This is a genomic window from Bacillus sp. BC05(2025) (assembly GCF_056725905.1).
This window is the reverse complement of record NZ_JBWYRA010000006.1, coordinates 246587-260931: the sequence shown is the minus strand read 5'-3', so window position 1 is coordinate 260931 and position 14345 is coordinate 246587. Positions and strand designations below refer to the sequence as shown.

The following is a 14345-nucleotide window of genomic DNA, read 5'->3' as shown; positions in this document are numbered from 1 at the left end:
ATCTAAAAATAAAAATTGACGTTTCACGTTGTTTGTTTCGTTCAGTTTTCAAAGAACTACTTGGCCGCTCATTTGCGACTCCCTTATGTTAACATCTTCGTTTTTCGATGTCAACTAAGTTTTTCAATTTCTTTTTTGTCGTTTTCTGCGTTTCCACATCAGCGACGGTTATTAATATATCATGGTGAAAAATGAAATGCAACACCTTTTGAAAACTTTTTTTAAATTAACTACATTTCTTTTTTAATATCATATACTTAAACGAAATATCCCTTTCATTTCTAAGAGATTCCTACATATATTCTATATAAAGTCACTCTACCCAAAAACATTTCTTTCTATAATAAATGTTTTATTCATATACCATATCATACAAGGAGGAATACATATGGACTATACCGATTTATTAATTAAACTAGGTCTCTCGGCTATTTTAGGATTCGCCATCGGTTTAGAGCGCGAATTAAAACGGAAACCACTTGGTTTAAAAACTTGTTTAGTTATTTCTATCATTAGTTGCCTCCTGACGATTGTTTCTATTAAAGCGGCTTACAATTTACCACATACCGATCATATGAATATGGACCCACTTCGACTTGCCGCTCAAATTGTATCAGGAATTGGTTTTTTAGGTGCCGGTGTTATTTTACGTAGAGGAAATGATAGTATTGCAGGATTAACGACTGCCGCTATGATTTGGGGCGCTTCCGGTATCGGTATTGCTGTTGGAGCCGGATTCTATATAGAAGCAATTTTCGGGATGTGTTTCCTTATGATTAGTGTTGAACTTATACCATTAACAATGAAATTTATAGGACCAAGATCATTTCGCCAGCGCGATATTGCAGTAAAACTTGTTGTACGAAATATGGACAATATCCCAATTGTAATTGAAGAAATAAAGGAAATGGATATAAAGGTTAAGAATATGAAGCTCAAAACATTGGAGAATGGCTCACACTATTTACATTTGAAATTGTGTATCGATCAAAAAAGACATACTGCTGATGTTTATTACGCCCTTCAGCATCTTGAAAGTGTTCAACAAACTGAAGTAGAAAGTATGTAACGTAAAAAACTCTCTTTTCAATTAGAGAGTTTTTCTTTTTTCTATAATGGTAACAATGAATGTAGTCCTGCAAAGTAAGGAGGAATAAGAGTTTGAAATCCCGTCCAAATTTAGTAGATACATTTCGTGATTCCATTATTTTTCGTTTAATCTGTTTTATCATTGTACTTACCGCTTTTTCTGGCTTTCTTATACATAGATTAGAACCATTCCACTTCACTACATGGTTTGATGGAGTTTGGTGGTCAATCGTTACCATTTTCACCGTTGGCTACGGTGACTTTGCCCCACATACAACGATGGGCAAACTTATCGGTATGGGTATTATTTTATTAGGAACCGGATTTTGTTCTTATTATATGGTGTTGTTCGCTACTGAAATGATTAATAAACAATATATGAAAATTAAAGGAGAAGAAGCTGCAACTTCTAACGGTCATATGATTATTGTTGGCTGGAACGAACGGGCAAAACATGTTGTAAAACAAATGCACGTTTTACAACCAAACCTTGATATCGTTTTAATTGATGAAACACTTTCTTTACTTCCAAAACCATTTCACCATTTAGAATTTATAAAGGGTTGTCCCCACCATGATCAAACGTTATTAAAGGCTAATATTACAACAGCTCACACTATATTAATAACAGCTGATAAAGAAAAAAATGAAAGCCTAGCAGATACACAATCCATTTTAAACATTTTAACTGCAAAGGGGCTCAACCCAAACATTCACTGTATCGCTGAACTTCTTACTTCTGAACAAATACAAAATGCAACGAGAGCTGGTGCATCAGAAATTATAGAAGGAAATAAACTAACGAGCTATGTAATTACCGCTTCACTTTTATTCCCTTCCATTTCAGGCGTACTATTCTCACTTTACAATGAAATCTCTGATAATAAATTACAACTGATGGAGCTTCCTCCATCCTGCGCCGGACAAACTTTTGCAAATTGCAGCTATACTCTTTTAAAGCAAAACATTCTCTTACTAGGTATAAAGCGCGACGAACAATATATGATTAATCCAGTCCATTCCTTTGTTCTCATTGAAAGTGATATACTCATTGTTATTCACCATTAAGAAAATGTTTTTCTAGTTCCTGCATGAGCACTTTCCCAATATTGATATATTTTCTTTTCACATCTCCATCTGGATCTTTCGGCTCAGCAAATTGGTCTATTCCGCTCGTTCCGGCTGTTAACGTATTTACATGATCATCTAGTTCGTCTTGATATACGTGCGAAAGAATATACGGCGTTCCAAGACGAACGATTACACCAGGTACATCTAACTCTCCATCTACTGCTGTAAATGGCACTCGCAGAAATTGATAGCCATCTTCTTCATCGATCTTATAATCAAAGCATCCTTTATCATAATCCCAATTACCACCAATGCTATATCCAAGTGGCTTCATTATCTCTTCTAACTTATATAACGCATATGTACGTCCTTCTAAATTTGATTGAATTGGAATCAAGCCCATCCCTCCTAGACTTTTTCTTTAGCATACCCACTCTAGTTTGAATATACTGATGGACTTTTCGATGAAATAATAAAAAGCGACCGGAATCCGGTCGCTTTTTATTATTTTAAACGCTCTTCTAATTCTGCTTTTAACTCTTCAAATCCTGGTTTACCAAGTAAAGCAAACATGTTTTTCTTGTATGCTTCTACTCCTGGTTGGTCAAATGGATTTACGCCTAATAAGTAGCCGCTCATCGCACATGCTTTTTCGAAGAAGTATACAAGGTAACCGAATGTGTACTCATTTAATTCAGGGATATTTACGATTAAGTTCGGTACTCCACCATCGCTATGTGCAAGTAATGTACCTTCGTATGCTTTTGTGTTTACGAAGTCTACAGTTTCACCAGCAAGGTAGTTTAATCCATCTAAATCGTTTTCTTCTGATTCGATTGTTAGTTCATGTGTAGATTTCCCTACTTTTAGAACTGTTTCAAATAAGTCACGACGACCTTCTTGAACGTATTGACCTAATGAGTGTAAGTCAGTTGAGAAGTTAGCTGAAGATGGGAAAATACCTTTTTGATCTTTTCCTTCACTTTCACCAAATAACTGTTTCCACCATTCAGCGAAGTATTGAAGTGCTGGCTCATAGTTAACAAGCATTTCGATTGTTTTTCCTTTATTGTATAAAGCATTACGAACTACTGCATATTGGTAAGCTGGGTTTTCTTCTAGTTCTGATGCACTGAAATCACCATGACCAGCAGCTGCACCTTGCATCATCTCTTCAATATTTAATCCACTAACTGCGATTGGTAATAAACCAACTGGCGTTAATACAGAGAAACGTCCTCCAACATCATCTGGAATAACGAATGTTTCGTAACCTTCGTTATCAGCTAATGTTTTTAATGCACCACGCGCTTTATCTGTAGTTGCATAAATACGTTTGCGAGCTTCTTCTTTTCCATACTTTTCTTCTAATAACTTACGGAAAATACGGAATGCTAGTGCAGGCTCTGTTGTTGTACCTGATTTGGAAATAACGTTAATTGAGAAGTCTTTACCTTCTAATACGTCCATTAAATCTTTCATGTAAGTGGAGCTAATGTTTTGTCCAACAAATAGCACTTGTGGAGTTTTACGTTGTTCTTTAGAAAGTGTATTGTAGAAAGAATGGTTTAACATTTCGATTGCTGCACGTGCTCCTAAGTAAGAACCACCGATACCTACAACAAGTAAAATGTCAGAGTCATTTTTAATTTTTTCTGCGCATTTTTGAATGCGAGCAAATTCTTCTTTGTCATATTGAAGCGGAAGGTCTACCCACCCAAGGAAATCGTTCCCAGCTCCAGTTTTTTCGTGGATTGCATGATGTGTTACTTTCACTGCATCACGTAAATACGTGATTTCATGTTCACCGATGAAGGATAACGCTTTAGAATAGTCGAACGTTACATGTGTACTCATCTTTTTCCCTCCAATTATGGATATGTATTTCTGTATTCACTTTAGCGAAACTGAAGTTGTAAATCAAGCGATTCAAACATTGTAAACGTAACCAATATATATTTTTTAGAAAAAGTTCATTTTTTGCATAAAAATTCGCATTTTTCGGTATAGATGTATATACATCCTTTTTCTTATATTTTTTATGTATAAAAACAACATAACTACACCATTCTATAAAAGAGTTAATTAACTCATCGCTTGCTCATGCTTCACAATTAAGGGGGGCTTTTTCATGAGTACACTACAACGTATCGCATTAGTCTTTACTGTAATTGGCGCTGTGAACTGGGGACTAATCGGGTTCTTCCAGTTTGACTTAGTGGCAGCCATTTTCGGTGGACAAAACTCAGCTCTTTCACGTATTATTTACGGCATCGTCGGTATTTCTGGACTTATCAATCTTGGTTTACTCTTTAAACCATCAGAAAATCTTGGCACTCACCCAGAAACGAACGAAATTCGCTAGTCAGTATGTCCTTACTTCACCTCCGACATACGAATATGATTGCATGCAATCATATTTGCAAATATATATCATAAGAAAAAGTAAAAGAGGAGCGCTCATATGCGCTCCTCTTTTACTTTGTTAACTCGGACTCTTCAATCCATTCTGTTAGCTTTTCTCGCAGCGTATTAAATCCGTCCTTAGATGGATTCGGTATAAGAATCCGTCCTTGTTTTCTTTTCGCCGCTTTTAACGATAAACTCATTTTTCTGTGTTCTTCATCAATTGAAAGTACTTTTACTTCTACTGTATCGCCGACTTTTAAAAAGTCATGAATATCCTTTACATATCCATTTGTAATTTCAGATATATGCACAAGTCCTTGTGTTTCTGCATCTAAAGCTACAAATGCACCGTAATCTTGAATCCCAGTCACTTTCCCTGTTACAACCACTCCTGTTGTATATTGTTCTGACATATGAAACACTCCCATACGTTTACCATTTTCTCTACAATTGTAGATAGCAAAGCAGATGATTTATTGTTAAATATCCGATTAGTTAATACGTACCCTAAGGAAAGGCTACAAAGGATACGCATACCTTATATTAGTAAATTATACCACTATGACAGAGCTCATTCAAAATTCATGAAAAAATTTCCTTAAGTAAGTATAATTCTCCAATATTAGGATAGAATACTAACACATGGCTTTCTAGTATTCCCCCCCTTTTATGGACAAAACGTATTGTGTTTTGTCCTTTTTTTATTCTCTATAAACCGTTCCATTCTCTTCATTGCTTCCATAAGCTGTTCAAGCGATGTTGCATATGAACAACGAATATATCCTTCACCACTTTCGCCAAATACACTTCCTGGTACAACAGCCACTTTTTCTTCTAGTAATAACTGTTCTGCAAATTCCGCCGAAGATAGTCCAGTTGAAGAAATGGAAGGAAAGACATAAAACGCTCCGCCCGGCACATGACATGTTAATCCCATTTCATTGAAAGATGTCGTCATAAAATTACGGCGTTTCTTATAACTATCCCTCATTCGAATTACTTCATCATTTCCTGCACGTAACGCTTCAAGTGCTGCGAACTGAGACATCGTCGGGGCACACATCATGGAATATTGGTGAATTTTGAGCATTAATTCTGAAAAGTGAACAGGAGCTGCAATCATGCCGAGGCGCCATCCTGTCATCGCAAATCCTTTTGAAAATCCTGAAATTAAAATCGTATGCTCGCGCATATTTTTCATACTCGCGAAACTTGTATATACTTCGTCGTATACAAGCTCTGCATAAATTTCATCAGATAATACGATTAAATTGTACTTCTCAACAATCAACGCTATTTCTTCCAGCTCGGATTTATTTAACATCGCACCTGTTGGATTATTTGGTGAACAAAGTAAAATCGCCTTTGTTTTCGCTGTAATAGCTGCTTCAATTTGTTCTGGTTGTACTTTAAACTCATTTTCTAAAGTAGTCGTCACCGGAACTGGAACTCCTCCAGCTAATGTTACAAGCGGTGCATAAGAAACGAAACTTGGTTCAATAATGAGTACTTCATCATCAGGATTTATAATGGCGCGCATCGCTACATCTAACGCCTGACTCGCTCCAACTGTAACAATGATTTCATCGTTTGGATCATAAGATACTGCAAATTGTTTTTTTAGATACTTTGCTATTTCTTGACGGAGCTCCAATAATCCTGCATTTGCTGTATAGGACGTATATCCTTGTTCTAAAGAACGGATACACGCTTGCCTCACATTCCAAGGTGTAACGAAGTCAGGCTCTCCTACTCCAAGAGAAATCACACCTTTCATATTTGCTGCTAAATCGAAAAATTTTCGAATACCTGATGGTTGTAACGATTCTGCTGCTCTAGATAGTTCAAATTGCTTCATGGTGTCACCACAATTCGCTTATCATCATCGTTTTTTTCATAAATAATTCCCTCATGCTTATACTTCTTCAAAATGAAATGCGTTGTTGTAGAAACGACAGATTCAATTGTTGCTAATTTCTCAGAAACAAACATTGCTACTTCTCCCATTGTCTTTCCTTCTAATGTAATAGAAAGGTCGTATGTCCCTGACATTAAATACACAGACTTTACTTCTGAGTAGCGATAAATTTGTTCAGCAACCGCATCGAACCCAACGCCGTGCTTTGGCGTAACTTTCACATCGATCATCGCCGTTAAACCTGTATGTTCTTTCACCTTCGTCCAATCGATATGTGTTACATAATCCACGATAATCTTTTCCGCTTCTAATTTTTCAACCATTTTCTTTACTTCTTCTACTTCTATATTTAATAGCTTCGCTAATGTATCTACAGTTAATCGACTACTTTTTTCAAGACAAGCTAATAATTCTAATTCCTTTTCTGTCACCATATAAATCACCCTTCCTTTTCGTTTGTGTCTAAATTATACAAATACCCTTTCCAGTTTGAAAAGAAGATTTTTTTAGTGAATTATGTCAAAATAAAGTGAAACTTTAATCCATGGAAAGGTTCACCCCATGGATTATTAGCCCGCACCAATCAGGCTTTTACGAGCAGTTAATCTCCCACCTCACTTCTTTGTCTCAATCGTCTTTTAGGTGGGAGTCTTACTGCTCGTTAAAGCGGCGTAAAGTGAAACTTTAATCAGCGGAAAAATGCATGATAAAGCGAAAGGGGATGGAACCGTGAAACCAAAAGTTTATATTGCCGAGCCAATTCCAACATTTGTAGAAAAATATTTATCAGAACACTGTGAGTATGAAAAATGGGAGAAAAATGAGAAAATACCTCGTGATATCCTATTAGAGAAAATACAAGATAAAGATGGTTTATTAAATTTTGGATCTGCTATTAATGAAGAATTATTAGAGGTAGCTCCTAACTTAAAAGTAGTGAGCAACATTTCTGTCGGTTACGATAATTTTGATTTACAAGCGATGGAAAAGCGAAATGTAATCGGAACGAATACACCATACGTACTAGATGATACAGTAGCTGACCTCGTTTTCGCTCTTATGTTATCTACTGGTCGTCGTGTTTGTGAACTTGACTCCTACGTAAAAAATGGTGAATGGAATGCCGAAATTGGAAAAGAGCACTTCGGGCTAGATGTACACCATAGTACAATCGGTATTATCGGAATGGGCAGAATTGGCGAAGCCGTTGCAAAACGAGCAAAATTCGGATTTGATATGGATGTTCTATATTATAACCGTCGTCGTAAAGAAGAAGCAGAGCAAAAATTCGATGCTACATATTGTGATTTACAGACGCTCCTAAAGCAATCTGATTTTATTGTTCTTCTTACTCCACTAACAGACGAAACGTATCATCTTATCGGAGAAAAGGAATTTTCATTAATGAAAGAAACAGCCATCTTCATTAATGCTTCTCGCGGGAAAACAGTAGATGAAGAAGCGTTAATCGATGCCTTAACAGAAAAGAAAATCTTTGCAGCAGGCATCGATACTTTTACACAAGAGCCGATTCAAAAAGACAATCCGCTCTTATCCTTACAAAATGTTGTGACTTTACCGCACATCGGATCTGCAACATTAAAAACTAGGCGGCAAATGGCTATGACAGCCGCTGAAAATTTAGTCGCTGGATTACAAGGAAAAACACCGCCGAATATCGTTCGCGCATAATAATGAATAAGTGAAAGGCAAGATGACGTCGTCATCTTGCCTTTTTTTGTTAACATATTTTTTTCTGCCTTGGAGATGATATGAACAAAAATCAATGGAGTGACAAAAAATGAATCACGAATATGCTTGTCCTTATTTCACTTTTTCCACTCGCGGCACTACTGTTCATTACGAATTGTATGAACATAACAATAAAACAGAACGTCCTACTTTCGTACTCGTTCACGGCTTTTTATCTTCCTCATTCAGCTACCGCCGTCTTATCCCTTTACTATCGAAGGAAGGAACAGTACTAGCTCTTGATTTACCACCGTTCGGAAAAAGTGATAAGTCTCATCTATTTAAGTATTCTTATCACAACTTAGCAACGGTTATTATCGACTTAATTGAACACTTATCTCTCTCTAATATTGTATTAGTTGGGCATTCTATGGGTGGGCAAATTTCTCTTTATGTAAACCGTATACGTCCTGAATTAATCTCAAAAACAATTTTACTATGCAGCTCTAGCTATTTAGCACGTGCAGCTTTGCCTTTGCTATATTCTTCTTATTTACCGTTCTTTCATTTATACGTAAAGAACTGGATTATCCGACGCGGCATCGTTCATAACTTAATGAATGTCGTTCATGATCACTCATTAATTGATGATGAAATGAAGGAAGGTTACTCCGCTCCTTTTTACGACAACCGTATATTCCCCGCTTTAACTCGTATGATACGAGATCGTGAAGGTGACTTATCTTCAACCGAATTACAAAAAATCGAAACACCTACGCTACTCATCTGGGGTGAAAAAGATCGCGTCGTCCCTGTACATGTAGGTCATCGTCTACACAAAGATTTACCGAATTCAAAATTTATTTCTTACGAAAATACAGGGCATTTACTACCTGAAGAAAAACCTGAACGTGTTTATGAAGAAATTATCGCTTTTTCTGTGCAATAATTATAAAAGGCTGTCGGAAATCCCGACAGCCTACAATGAACAACTTCCACCTTCTTTTATTACAAGTAATTCCACAGCTAACTTCTCACATTTCTCAAGCGCAGGTACTTCCTCAAAAGACATAAAGTATATATGTTGAATCTTCTTTGCGATGTATTTTGGATCATCAAACACACTTGCGACGTTCACAACATCGCTCGCTTCTGTTTCATAAAACTCCGGTCCCATTTGAAACGGATCCCAATTCTTCACAACCTCTATCATCTTTTCATATGTACCCATTCGCTTCCCGCCTTTTCACTTTTTAATACTTTTCTTTATCCTATCACATCAGCTATTCTATAAGAAGAGAGAGAACTTTCATAACTTAACGGTTTTACAGAAGAAGGGGGCAAACCTATGCAACTATTTCATAAAACAATCAATCGCCGTGGAACTCATAGTACAAAATGGGATACATATAAAAACGAAGAACTTATCCATGCTTGGATTGCTGACATGGATTTTGAAGTACCACAACCAATTCAAACTGCTTTAAAGAAACGTATTGAACATCCTATTTTCGGCTATACACTTCCTCCTGAAAATATTGGAGATATTATTTGTAACTGGACAAAAAAACAATACAACTGGGATATTCAAAAAGAATGGATTGTCTTTAGCGCGGGAATCGTTCCAGCTCTTAGTACGAGCATACAGGCCTTCACAAAGGAAAATGAATCCATTCTCGTACAACCACCTATTTATCCCCCATTTTTCGAAATGGTTACAACAAACAATAGACAATTATGCGTGAGTCCATTACAGAAACAAAATGATACATATACAATAGACTTCAAGCATTTAGAAAAGCAATTCCAACAAGGCGTCAAACTTATGCTTCTTTGTAGCCCTCATAATCCAATCGGGCGTGTTTGGTCAAAAGAGGAACTCACACAGCTTGGCGCGTTATGTACGAAATATAATGTAATTGTTGTCGCGGATGAAATTCATTCCGATATTATTTACGCAGATCATACACATACACCGTTTGCTTCCTTATCAGAAGAATTAGCAGCGCGCACAATTACTTGTATGGCTCCGAGTAAAACATTTAATATCGCTGGATTACAAGCATCGATTATTATCATTCCAAACGAAAAACTCCGTCACACCTTTACATCTATCCAACATAGACAAGGTTTCCACGGATTAAATACATTCGCCTATACAGCGATGCAAAGTGCTTATACAGAATGTAACGATTGGCTAAATGAAATTCGATTATATATAGAAGATAATGCTCAATTTGCTTGTAAATATATTAAAGATCACATACCTACTCTTTCTGTAACAAAGCCAGAAGGTAGCTTTTTGTTATGGATTGATTGCTCTCGCCTACAACTTTCTCAAGACGAACGCACCACATTGCTTGAGGAAAAAGGGAAAATCATCGTTGAGCCTGGTGAGAAATACGGATTAGGCGGCGAAGAACATATTCGAATTAACATCGGCTGTCCAAGATCTGTTTTAGAAGAAATTTTAAATAGACTGCGCCATACGTTTTCTTTATAGTTGCCACTATCGTCATTTAACAAAAAAGCTACCGCGCACGGTAGCTTTTACTTTTTCTTCATATCCGACGCTTTTTTTACAATAACACCACAAGCAATTCGATCACCCGATTTACCTGTCGGTTGTGTCATACCATCATCAGCGTTTTCTGTAATAATAATAGACGCTCCATCTTTTCTATGAATCGTCGTTTTTCCTTCTTCAAGCGTTATGTGCGGCGCATCGATTTCTGCTTTAATTTTCCCAGAACCGTCTGCAATTACATTTGGTAAATCACCGTTTTCTGCCCCCTTCGGATTAAGGAGTCCATGCTTTTTATTATCAGGATTAAAATGATTCCCAGATGATTCAAATCGTGGCGCTTTACACTCACCAATTTCGTGTACATGTATGCCGTGCGGGCCAGGTGTGAACCCTTCCCCTTTAATCTTAATTTTCACTCCGCTTGTTTGCTGCACTACTTTCGCAGTTCCAACTTCATCGCCTGAAGCATTATGTAATTTCACGTCAATTTCTTTCGGCTTTCCTTGGTCACAACCTGCCATCAGAAATATTAAACAACAACTGAAAAAAAGCCGTTTTTTCATTTTATTCCCTCCAAAATACATTCTGCCCTTAGATTGTCCGAGCATAGAGGGAAACATACAAAAATGAGTTACTGTTTCTTCTCAGCTAACAGCTTTTCTTCAACTTTCTGTAATCGATCTGCTTCTCGTTTTGATACACGAATGAACATACGCCACGTGGCAACCGCACCAATGATGAATAGAACACAAACAATCCCTGGAATAATATATTCTGTTTTATCTTCCGGAAAATATAAAGGCATCATACGGAACACTCCTTATTATAGGATTCGAAAACCATCAGAATTTTCTGTTATATTATTTTAAATTATAGTTGAACCGATTCATATTCTCAAGGGGTCGTTCCGAAAGCGAATGATTTCTTTGACTCCTTCTCCTACTTTCCTTACTATAAACTTGAGGTGAAAAATATGAGAGAAACATTTGAAATTGGCGAAATCGTTACTGGTATTTATAAAACTGGAAAATACATTGGCGAAGTTACAAATAGCCGCCCTGGCAGTTACGTCGTAAAAGTATTAGCTGTTTTAAAACATCCAGTGCAAGGTGACTTACATAACGTAAAACAAGCAGACGTACCATTTTTCCATGAAAGACGCGCTTTAGCTTTCCGTGAACAGACTAACATTCCAGAACAAATGGTGAAGAAATATGAGGGAGAAATTCCAGAGTATACAGAGTCACTCAAATTAGCATTAGAAACTCAAATGAATTCATTTTCTGAAGATGATTCACCTTTTGCGGTTCGTAGTCTAGAAACATTAGAGCAGTTAAAAAAAGACTACAAACTTTAAAAAAACAAAACGACCAAATTACATACTGTGCAATTTGGTCGTTACTGTGTACTCACTTTCTTTAATACTTTTGAAAAATCAACGAGTTCTCCTAATGTTGGAGGTGCCGGTTTTACTAAATACTCTTTATCTTTTTCTACTAATTTAAAAATATTATACGTCGTCATTGCATCATCTAGTGCACAATGATGCTTACCTGTCCCTACTTTTCCATACGCCTCAATTGCTTTCCACAATCCTGTTTGATTTCTCTCTCCAAAAAACTTCTTATACTCCATTGATAAATCACGACACTGCCCTAAGAACGGAAAGTCGACTCCTGCCATTTCACAATTATGCTTCAACACTTTCATATCCATATTTCCCCACGTAACAATGGTTGGTTTACATCTCTTTTCATATTCTACAAGTTTTTCAACGAGTTCTGGAAACGAAATTCCTTTATCTACAGCTTCTTGTTTAATCCCTAAAAATTTCTTACATCGATCCGTTAATGAAGGAAACGTTTTCGGCCTAACATGAGCTGAATATGTGTCTTCTACTTTACAGCCGACAACCGAAACGAGTCCTACCTCAATAATTTCCGGGAAAAATCCTTTTGGTTTTTTTCTGTGCTGGGGCATCGTAAACTCAAAATCCAAAAATAAAAATTGTTGTTCATCCATACGATCCCTTCCTTATCATCTTTGTCATTCCTTTCTATTTGACACTCCTACACGAACAAGCTCGAATGCTAATTCCATTTTAAATATTCAGATTGGATGTATCTTATATATATGTCAAATACCCGCAAATATTTTTAAAAATAAGAAAAAATGACCGATGCAGAAAATATGACAAAATAAACCCTTTCATTTACATCCTCCTTTTTTCTACTTTATAATGACGTTATGTGTGTTTCATCTAGTTACTTTTTGACACACTAAGAAAAGTGAATGAAAGGAGATGAGAGTTTTGCACGAAACAACGCAAGAGCTCGCAAACTGGCAGTATTATTTTGCTATCGCAGTCTTTTTAATTACATATGCCATTATTATTTCTGAAAAAATCAATCGCGCTGTCATCGCACTTCTTGGCGCAGCACTCATGGTAATTATGGGGGTCGTTGATTTACATAACGCCTTTACGAAACATATTGAATGGGGGACGATTACGCTACTCATCGGTATGATGATTTTGGTGAACATTACGAGTAAATCGGGTGTCTTCCAATACGTTGCCATTAAAGCAGCAAAAGGAGCGCAAGGAAATCCAATTAAAATTTTAATTTCCCTTTCCTTACTTACTGCGCTTGGTTCCGCATTTTTAGATAACGTTACAACTGTACTTCTTGTTGTTCCAGTTACTTTATCTATTACGCGCATACTGCAAGTAAATCCTGTTCCTTATTTACTTTCTGAAATTATTTTTTCAAACATTGGAGGAACAGCAACATTAATTGGTGATCCACCTAATATTATGATCGGTTCTGCAAATAAGCATTTAGATTTCAATGCGTTCTTATTCAACTTAGCACCTATCGTAATCATTATTATTGGTGTGACAGCGACAATCCTTTACTTCATGTATCGTAAACAATTAATTGCTGATCCTGTACAAGTTAAGAAATTAATGAGTTTAGATGAAAAGAAGTATATTAAAGATCCAGTATTAATGAAAAAATCTTTAACAGTACTTGGGCTTACAATTGTAGGTTTCATGACTCATTCGATTTTCCATGTTGATGCAGCTATCATCGCTTTAACTGGTGCTACTATTCTTATGCTAATTGGTGTGAAAGAACATGAAATTGAAGAGGTATTCGCAAGTGTTGAATGGGTAACAATCTTCTTCTTCGCAGGGCTATTCGTACTCGTTGGAGGACTTATCGATATCGGTCTTATTAAAATGTTAGCTCAAAAAGTAATTGGCATAACGGGCGGAGATATCTCTTACGCATCTATCCTTATTTTATGGGTATCTGGTATCGCCTCTGCAACAATTGATAACATTCCATTCGTTGCAACAATGATCCCACTTATTAACGATATGGCAGTTGGGCTAGGATTATCACCTTCTGACGCACAAATCGACGTATTATGGTGGGCATTAGCATTAGGTGCTTGTCTAGGTGGAAACGGAACATTAATCGGAGCTTCTGCTAACGTAATTGTTGCAGGTATCGCAAGCCGCGAAGGACATAAGTTTAGCTACATGGACTTCCTAAAAGTCGGTTTCCCAATTATGATCGTTTCATTAATCATTTCTCATATTTATATTTATGTACGCTACCTTATGTAGTA

Annotated in this window: 17 protein-coding genes; 8 read left to right on the top strand and 9 right to left on the bottom strand. The window is 36.6% G+C overall.

Annotated features, from left to right (window positions below; translation table 11 throughout):
• Nucleotides 1-388: 388 nt before the first annotated feature.
• Together ACZ76X_RS20300 and ACZ76X_RS20295 are read left to right on the top strand one after the other, a co-directional pair.
• Nucleotides 389-1069, top strand: coding sequence for an MgtC/SapB family protein (locus ACZ76X_RS20300; protein WP_048528454.1), 681 nt, complete (start codon nt 389-391; stop codon nt 1067-1069).
• A 92-nt stretch (nt 1070-1161) separates the two neighbouring features.
• Complete coding sequence (locus ACZ76X_RS20295; RefSeq protein WP_479851503.1) at nt 1162-2157, top strand: potassium channel family protein; 996 nt, start codon at nt 1162-1164, stop codon at nt 2155-2157.
• Here ACZ76X_RS20295 and ACZ76X_RS20290 read toward each other — a convergent pair.
• On the bottom strand, nt 2144-2557 hold the full coding sequence (locus tag ACZ76X_RS20290) for a YugN-like family protein (protein ID WP_166704694.1): 414 nt from the start codon (nt 2555-2557) through the stop codon (nt 2144-2146). The two genes, ACZ76X_RS20295 and ACZ76X_RS20290, sit on opposite strands and share 14 nt — an antisense overlap.
• 107 nt (nt 2558-2664) lie before the next feature.
• Nucleotides 2665-4017, bottom strand: a complete 1353-nt coding sequence (locus ACZ76X_RS20285; RefSeq protein WP_078419259.1) for a glucose-6-phosphate isomerase — start codon at nt 4015-4017, stop codon at nt 2665-2667.
• Between the two features lie 274 nt (nt 4018-4291).
• Between ACZ76X_RS20285 and ACZ76X_RS20280 the strand changes: the two genes are divergently transcribed.
• Complete coding sequence (locus ACZ76X_RS20280) at nt 4292-4525, top strand: DUF378 domain-containing protein (protein WP_000105789.1); 234 nt, start codon at nt 4292-4294, stop codon at nt 4523-4525.
• Between the two features lie 112 nt (nt 4526-4637).
• Here the strand turns inward: ACZ76X_RS20280 and yugI are convergent, their stop codons facing one another.
• From yugI to ACZ76X_RS20265, 3 genes are all read right to left on the bottom strand, one after another.
• Nucleotides 4638-4982 (bottom strand): S1 domain-containing post-transcriptional regulator GSP13, encoded by a 345-nt coding sequence (yugI, locus tag ACZ76X_RS20275; RefSeq protein WP_000003767.1) that lies wholly within the window; start codon nt 4980-4982, stop codon nt 4638-4640.
• Between the two features lie 254 nt (nt 4983-5236).
• Nucleotides 5237-6427 carry an aminotransferase gene (locus tag ACZ76X_RS20270; protein WP_479851502.1) on the bottom strand — a complete coding sequence of 397 codons (1191 nt, stop codon included), beginning with the start codon at nt 6425-6427 and terminating at the stop codon, nt 5237-5239.
• Complete coding sequence (locus ACZ76X_RS20265) at nt 6424-6921, bottom strand: Lrp/AsnC family transcriptional regulator (protein WP_000255706.1); 498 nt, start codon at nt 6919-6921, stop codon at nt 6424-6426. Before ACZ76X_RS20265 ends, ACZ76X_RS20270 begins: the two co-directional genes overlap by 4 nt.
• A 265-nt stretch (nt 6922-7186) precedes the next feature.
• On the opposite strand from ACZ76X_RS20265, the gene ACZ76X_RS20260 reads away from it, so the two are divergent.
• Nucleotides 7187-8179, top strand: a complete 993-nt coding sequence (locus ACZ76X_RS20260; RefSeq protein WP_479851501.1) for a 2-hydroxyacid dehydrogenase — start codon at nt 7187-7189, stop codon at nt 8177-8179.
• Nucleotides 8180-8288: 109 nt separating this feature from the next.
• Nucleotides 8289-9128, top strand: a complete 840-nt coding sequence (locus tag ACZ76X_RS20255; RefSeq protein ID WP_479851500.1) for an alpha/beta fold hydrolase — start codon at nt 8289-8291, stop codon at nt 9126-9128.
• Between the two features lie 30 nt (nt 9129-9158).
• On the opposite strand, the gene ACZ76X_RS20250 is transcribed toward ACZ76X_RS20255, so the two are convergent.
• Nucleotides 9159-9410, bottom strand: a complete 252-nt coding sequence (locus ACZ76X_RS20250; RefSeq protein ID WP_000537632.1) for a YugE family protein — start codon at nt 9408-9410, stop codon at nt 9159-9161.
• A 117-nt stretch (nt 9411-9527) separates the two neighbouring features.
• Between ACZ76X_RS20250 and ACZ76X_RS20245 the strand changes: the two genes are divergently transcribed.
• Nucleotides 9528-10682: a MalY/PatB family protein gene (locus ACZ76X_RS20245; protein WP_479851499.1), complete on the top strand. Its 1155-nt coding sequence runs from the start codon at nt 9528-9530 to the stop codon at nt 10680-10682.
• Between the two features lie 47 nt (nt 10683-10729).
• On the opposite strand, the gene sodC is transcribed toward ACZ76X_RS20245, so the two are convergent.
• Both sodC and ACZ76X_RS20235 read right to left on the bottom strand, forming a co-directional pair.
• Nucleotides 10730-11269 carry a superoxide dismutase [Cu-Zn] gene (gene sodC, locus ACZ76X_RS20240; protein WP_098667229.1) on the bottom strand — a complete coding sequence of 180 codons (540 nt, stop codon included), beginning with the start codon at nt 11267-11269 and terminating at the stop codon, nt 10730-10732.
• Nucleotides 11270-11337: 68 nt separating this feature from the next.
• Nucleotides 11338-11514, bottom strand: a complete 177-nt coding sequence (locus ACZ76X_RS20235; protein WP_000982762.1) for a hypothetical protein — start codon at nt 11512-11514, stop codon at nt 11338-11340.
• A 165-nt stretch (nt 11515-11679) separates the two neighbouring features.
• Between ACZ76X_RS20235 and kapB the strand changes: the two genes are divergently transcribed.
• The gene (kapB, locus tag ACZ76X_RS20230; protein WP_001209345.1) at nt 11680-12063 is read left to right on the top strand and encodes a kinase-associated lipoprotein KapB; all 384 of its coding nucleotides are present in this window, start codon (nt 11680-11682) and stop codon (nt 12061-12063) included.
• A gap of 41 nt (nt 12064-12104) precedes the next feature.
• On the opposite strand, the gene kapD is transcribed toward kapB, so the two are convergent.
• Complete coding sequence (kapD, locus tag ACZ76X_RS20225) at nt 12105-12728, bottom strand: 3'-5' exonuclease KapD (protein WP_479851498.1); 624 nt, start codon at nt 12726-12728, stop codon at nt 12105-12107.
• 289 nt (nt 12729-13017) lie between these two features.
• Here kapD and ACZ76X_RS20220 point away from each other — a divergent pair, with 289 nt between their 5' ends.
• Entirely contained in the window at nt 13018-14343 is a 1326-nt protein-coding gene (locus ACZ76X_RS20220) for an ArsB/NhaD family transporter (protein WP_306186900.1), read from the top strand.
• Nucleotides 14344-14345: the final 2 nt, after the last annotated feature.

Coding starts and splice junctions, on each gene's coding strand:
- ACZ76X_RS20255 (WP_479851500.1), top strand. CDS start 8,289: ATGAATCACGAATATGCTTGTCCTTATTTCACTTTTTCCACTCGCGGC.
- kapD (WP_479851498.1), bottom strand. CDS start 12,728: ATGGATGAACAACAATTTTTATTTTTGGATTTTGAGTTTACGATGCCC.
- kapB (WP_001209345.1), top strand. CDS start 11,680: ATGAGAGAAACATTTGAAATTGGCGAAATCGTTACTGGTATTTATAAA.
- yugI (WP_000003767.1), bottom strand. CDS start 4,982: ATGTCAGAACAATATACAACAGGAGTGGTTGTAACAGGGAAAGTGACT.
- ACZ76X_RS20245 (WP_479851499.1), top strand. CDS start 9,528: ATGCAACTATTTCATAAAACAATCAATCGCCGTGGAACTCATAGTACA.
- ACZ76X_RS20300 (WP_048528454.1), top strand. CDS start 389: ATGGACTATACCGATTTATTAATTAAACTAGGTCTCTCGGCTATTTTA.
- ACZ76X_RS20250 (WP_000537632.1), bottom strand. CDS start 9,410: ATGGGTACATATGAAAAGATGATAGAGGTTGTGAAGAATTGGGATCCG.
- ACZ76X_RS20265 (WP_000255706.1), bottom strand. CDS start 6,921: ATGGTGACAGAAAAGGAATTAGAATTATTAGCTTGTCTTGAAAAAAGT.
- ACZ76X_RS20280 (WP_000105789.1), top strand. CDS start 4,292: ATGAGTACACTACAACGTATCGCATTAGTCTTTACTGTAATTGGCGCT.
- ACZ76X_RS20235 (WP_000982762.1), bottom strand. CDS start 11,514: ATGATGCCTTTATATTTTCCGGAAGATAAAACAGAATATATTATTCCA.
- ACZ76X_RS20260 (WP_479851501.1), top strand. CDS start 7,187: ATGCATGATAAAGCGAAAGGGGATGGAACCGTGAAACCAAAAGTTTAT.
- ACZ76X_RS20270 (WP_479851502.1), bottom strand. CDS start 6,427: ATGAAGCAATTTGAACTATCTAGAGCAGCAGAATCGTTACAACCATCA.
- sodC (WP_098667229.1), bottom strand. CDS start 11,269: ATGAAAAAACGGCTTTTTTTCAGTTGTTGTTTAATATTTCTGATGGCA.
- ACZ76X_RS20285 (WP_078419259.1), bottom strand. CDS start 4,017: ATGAGTACACATGTAACGTTCGACTATTCTAAAGCGTTATCCTTCATC.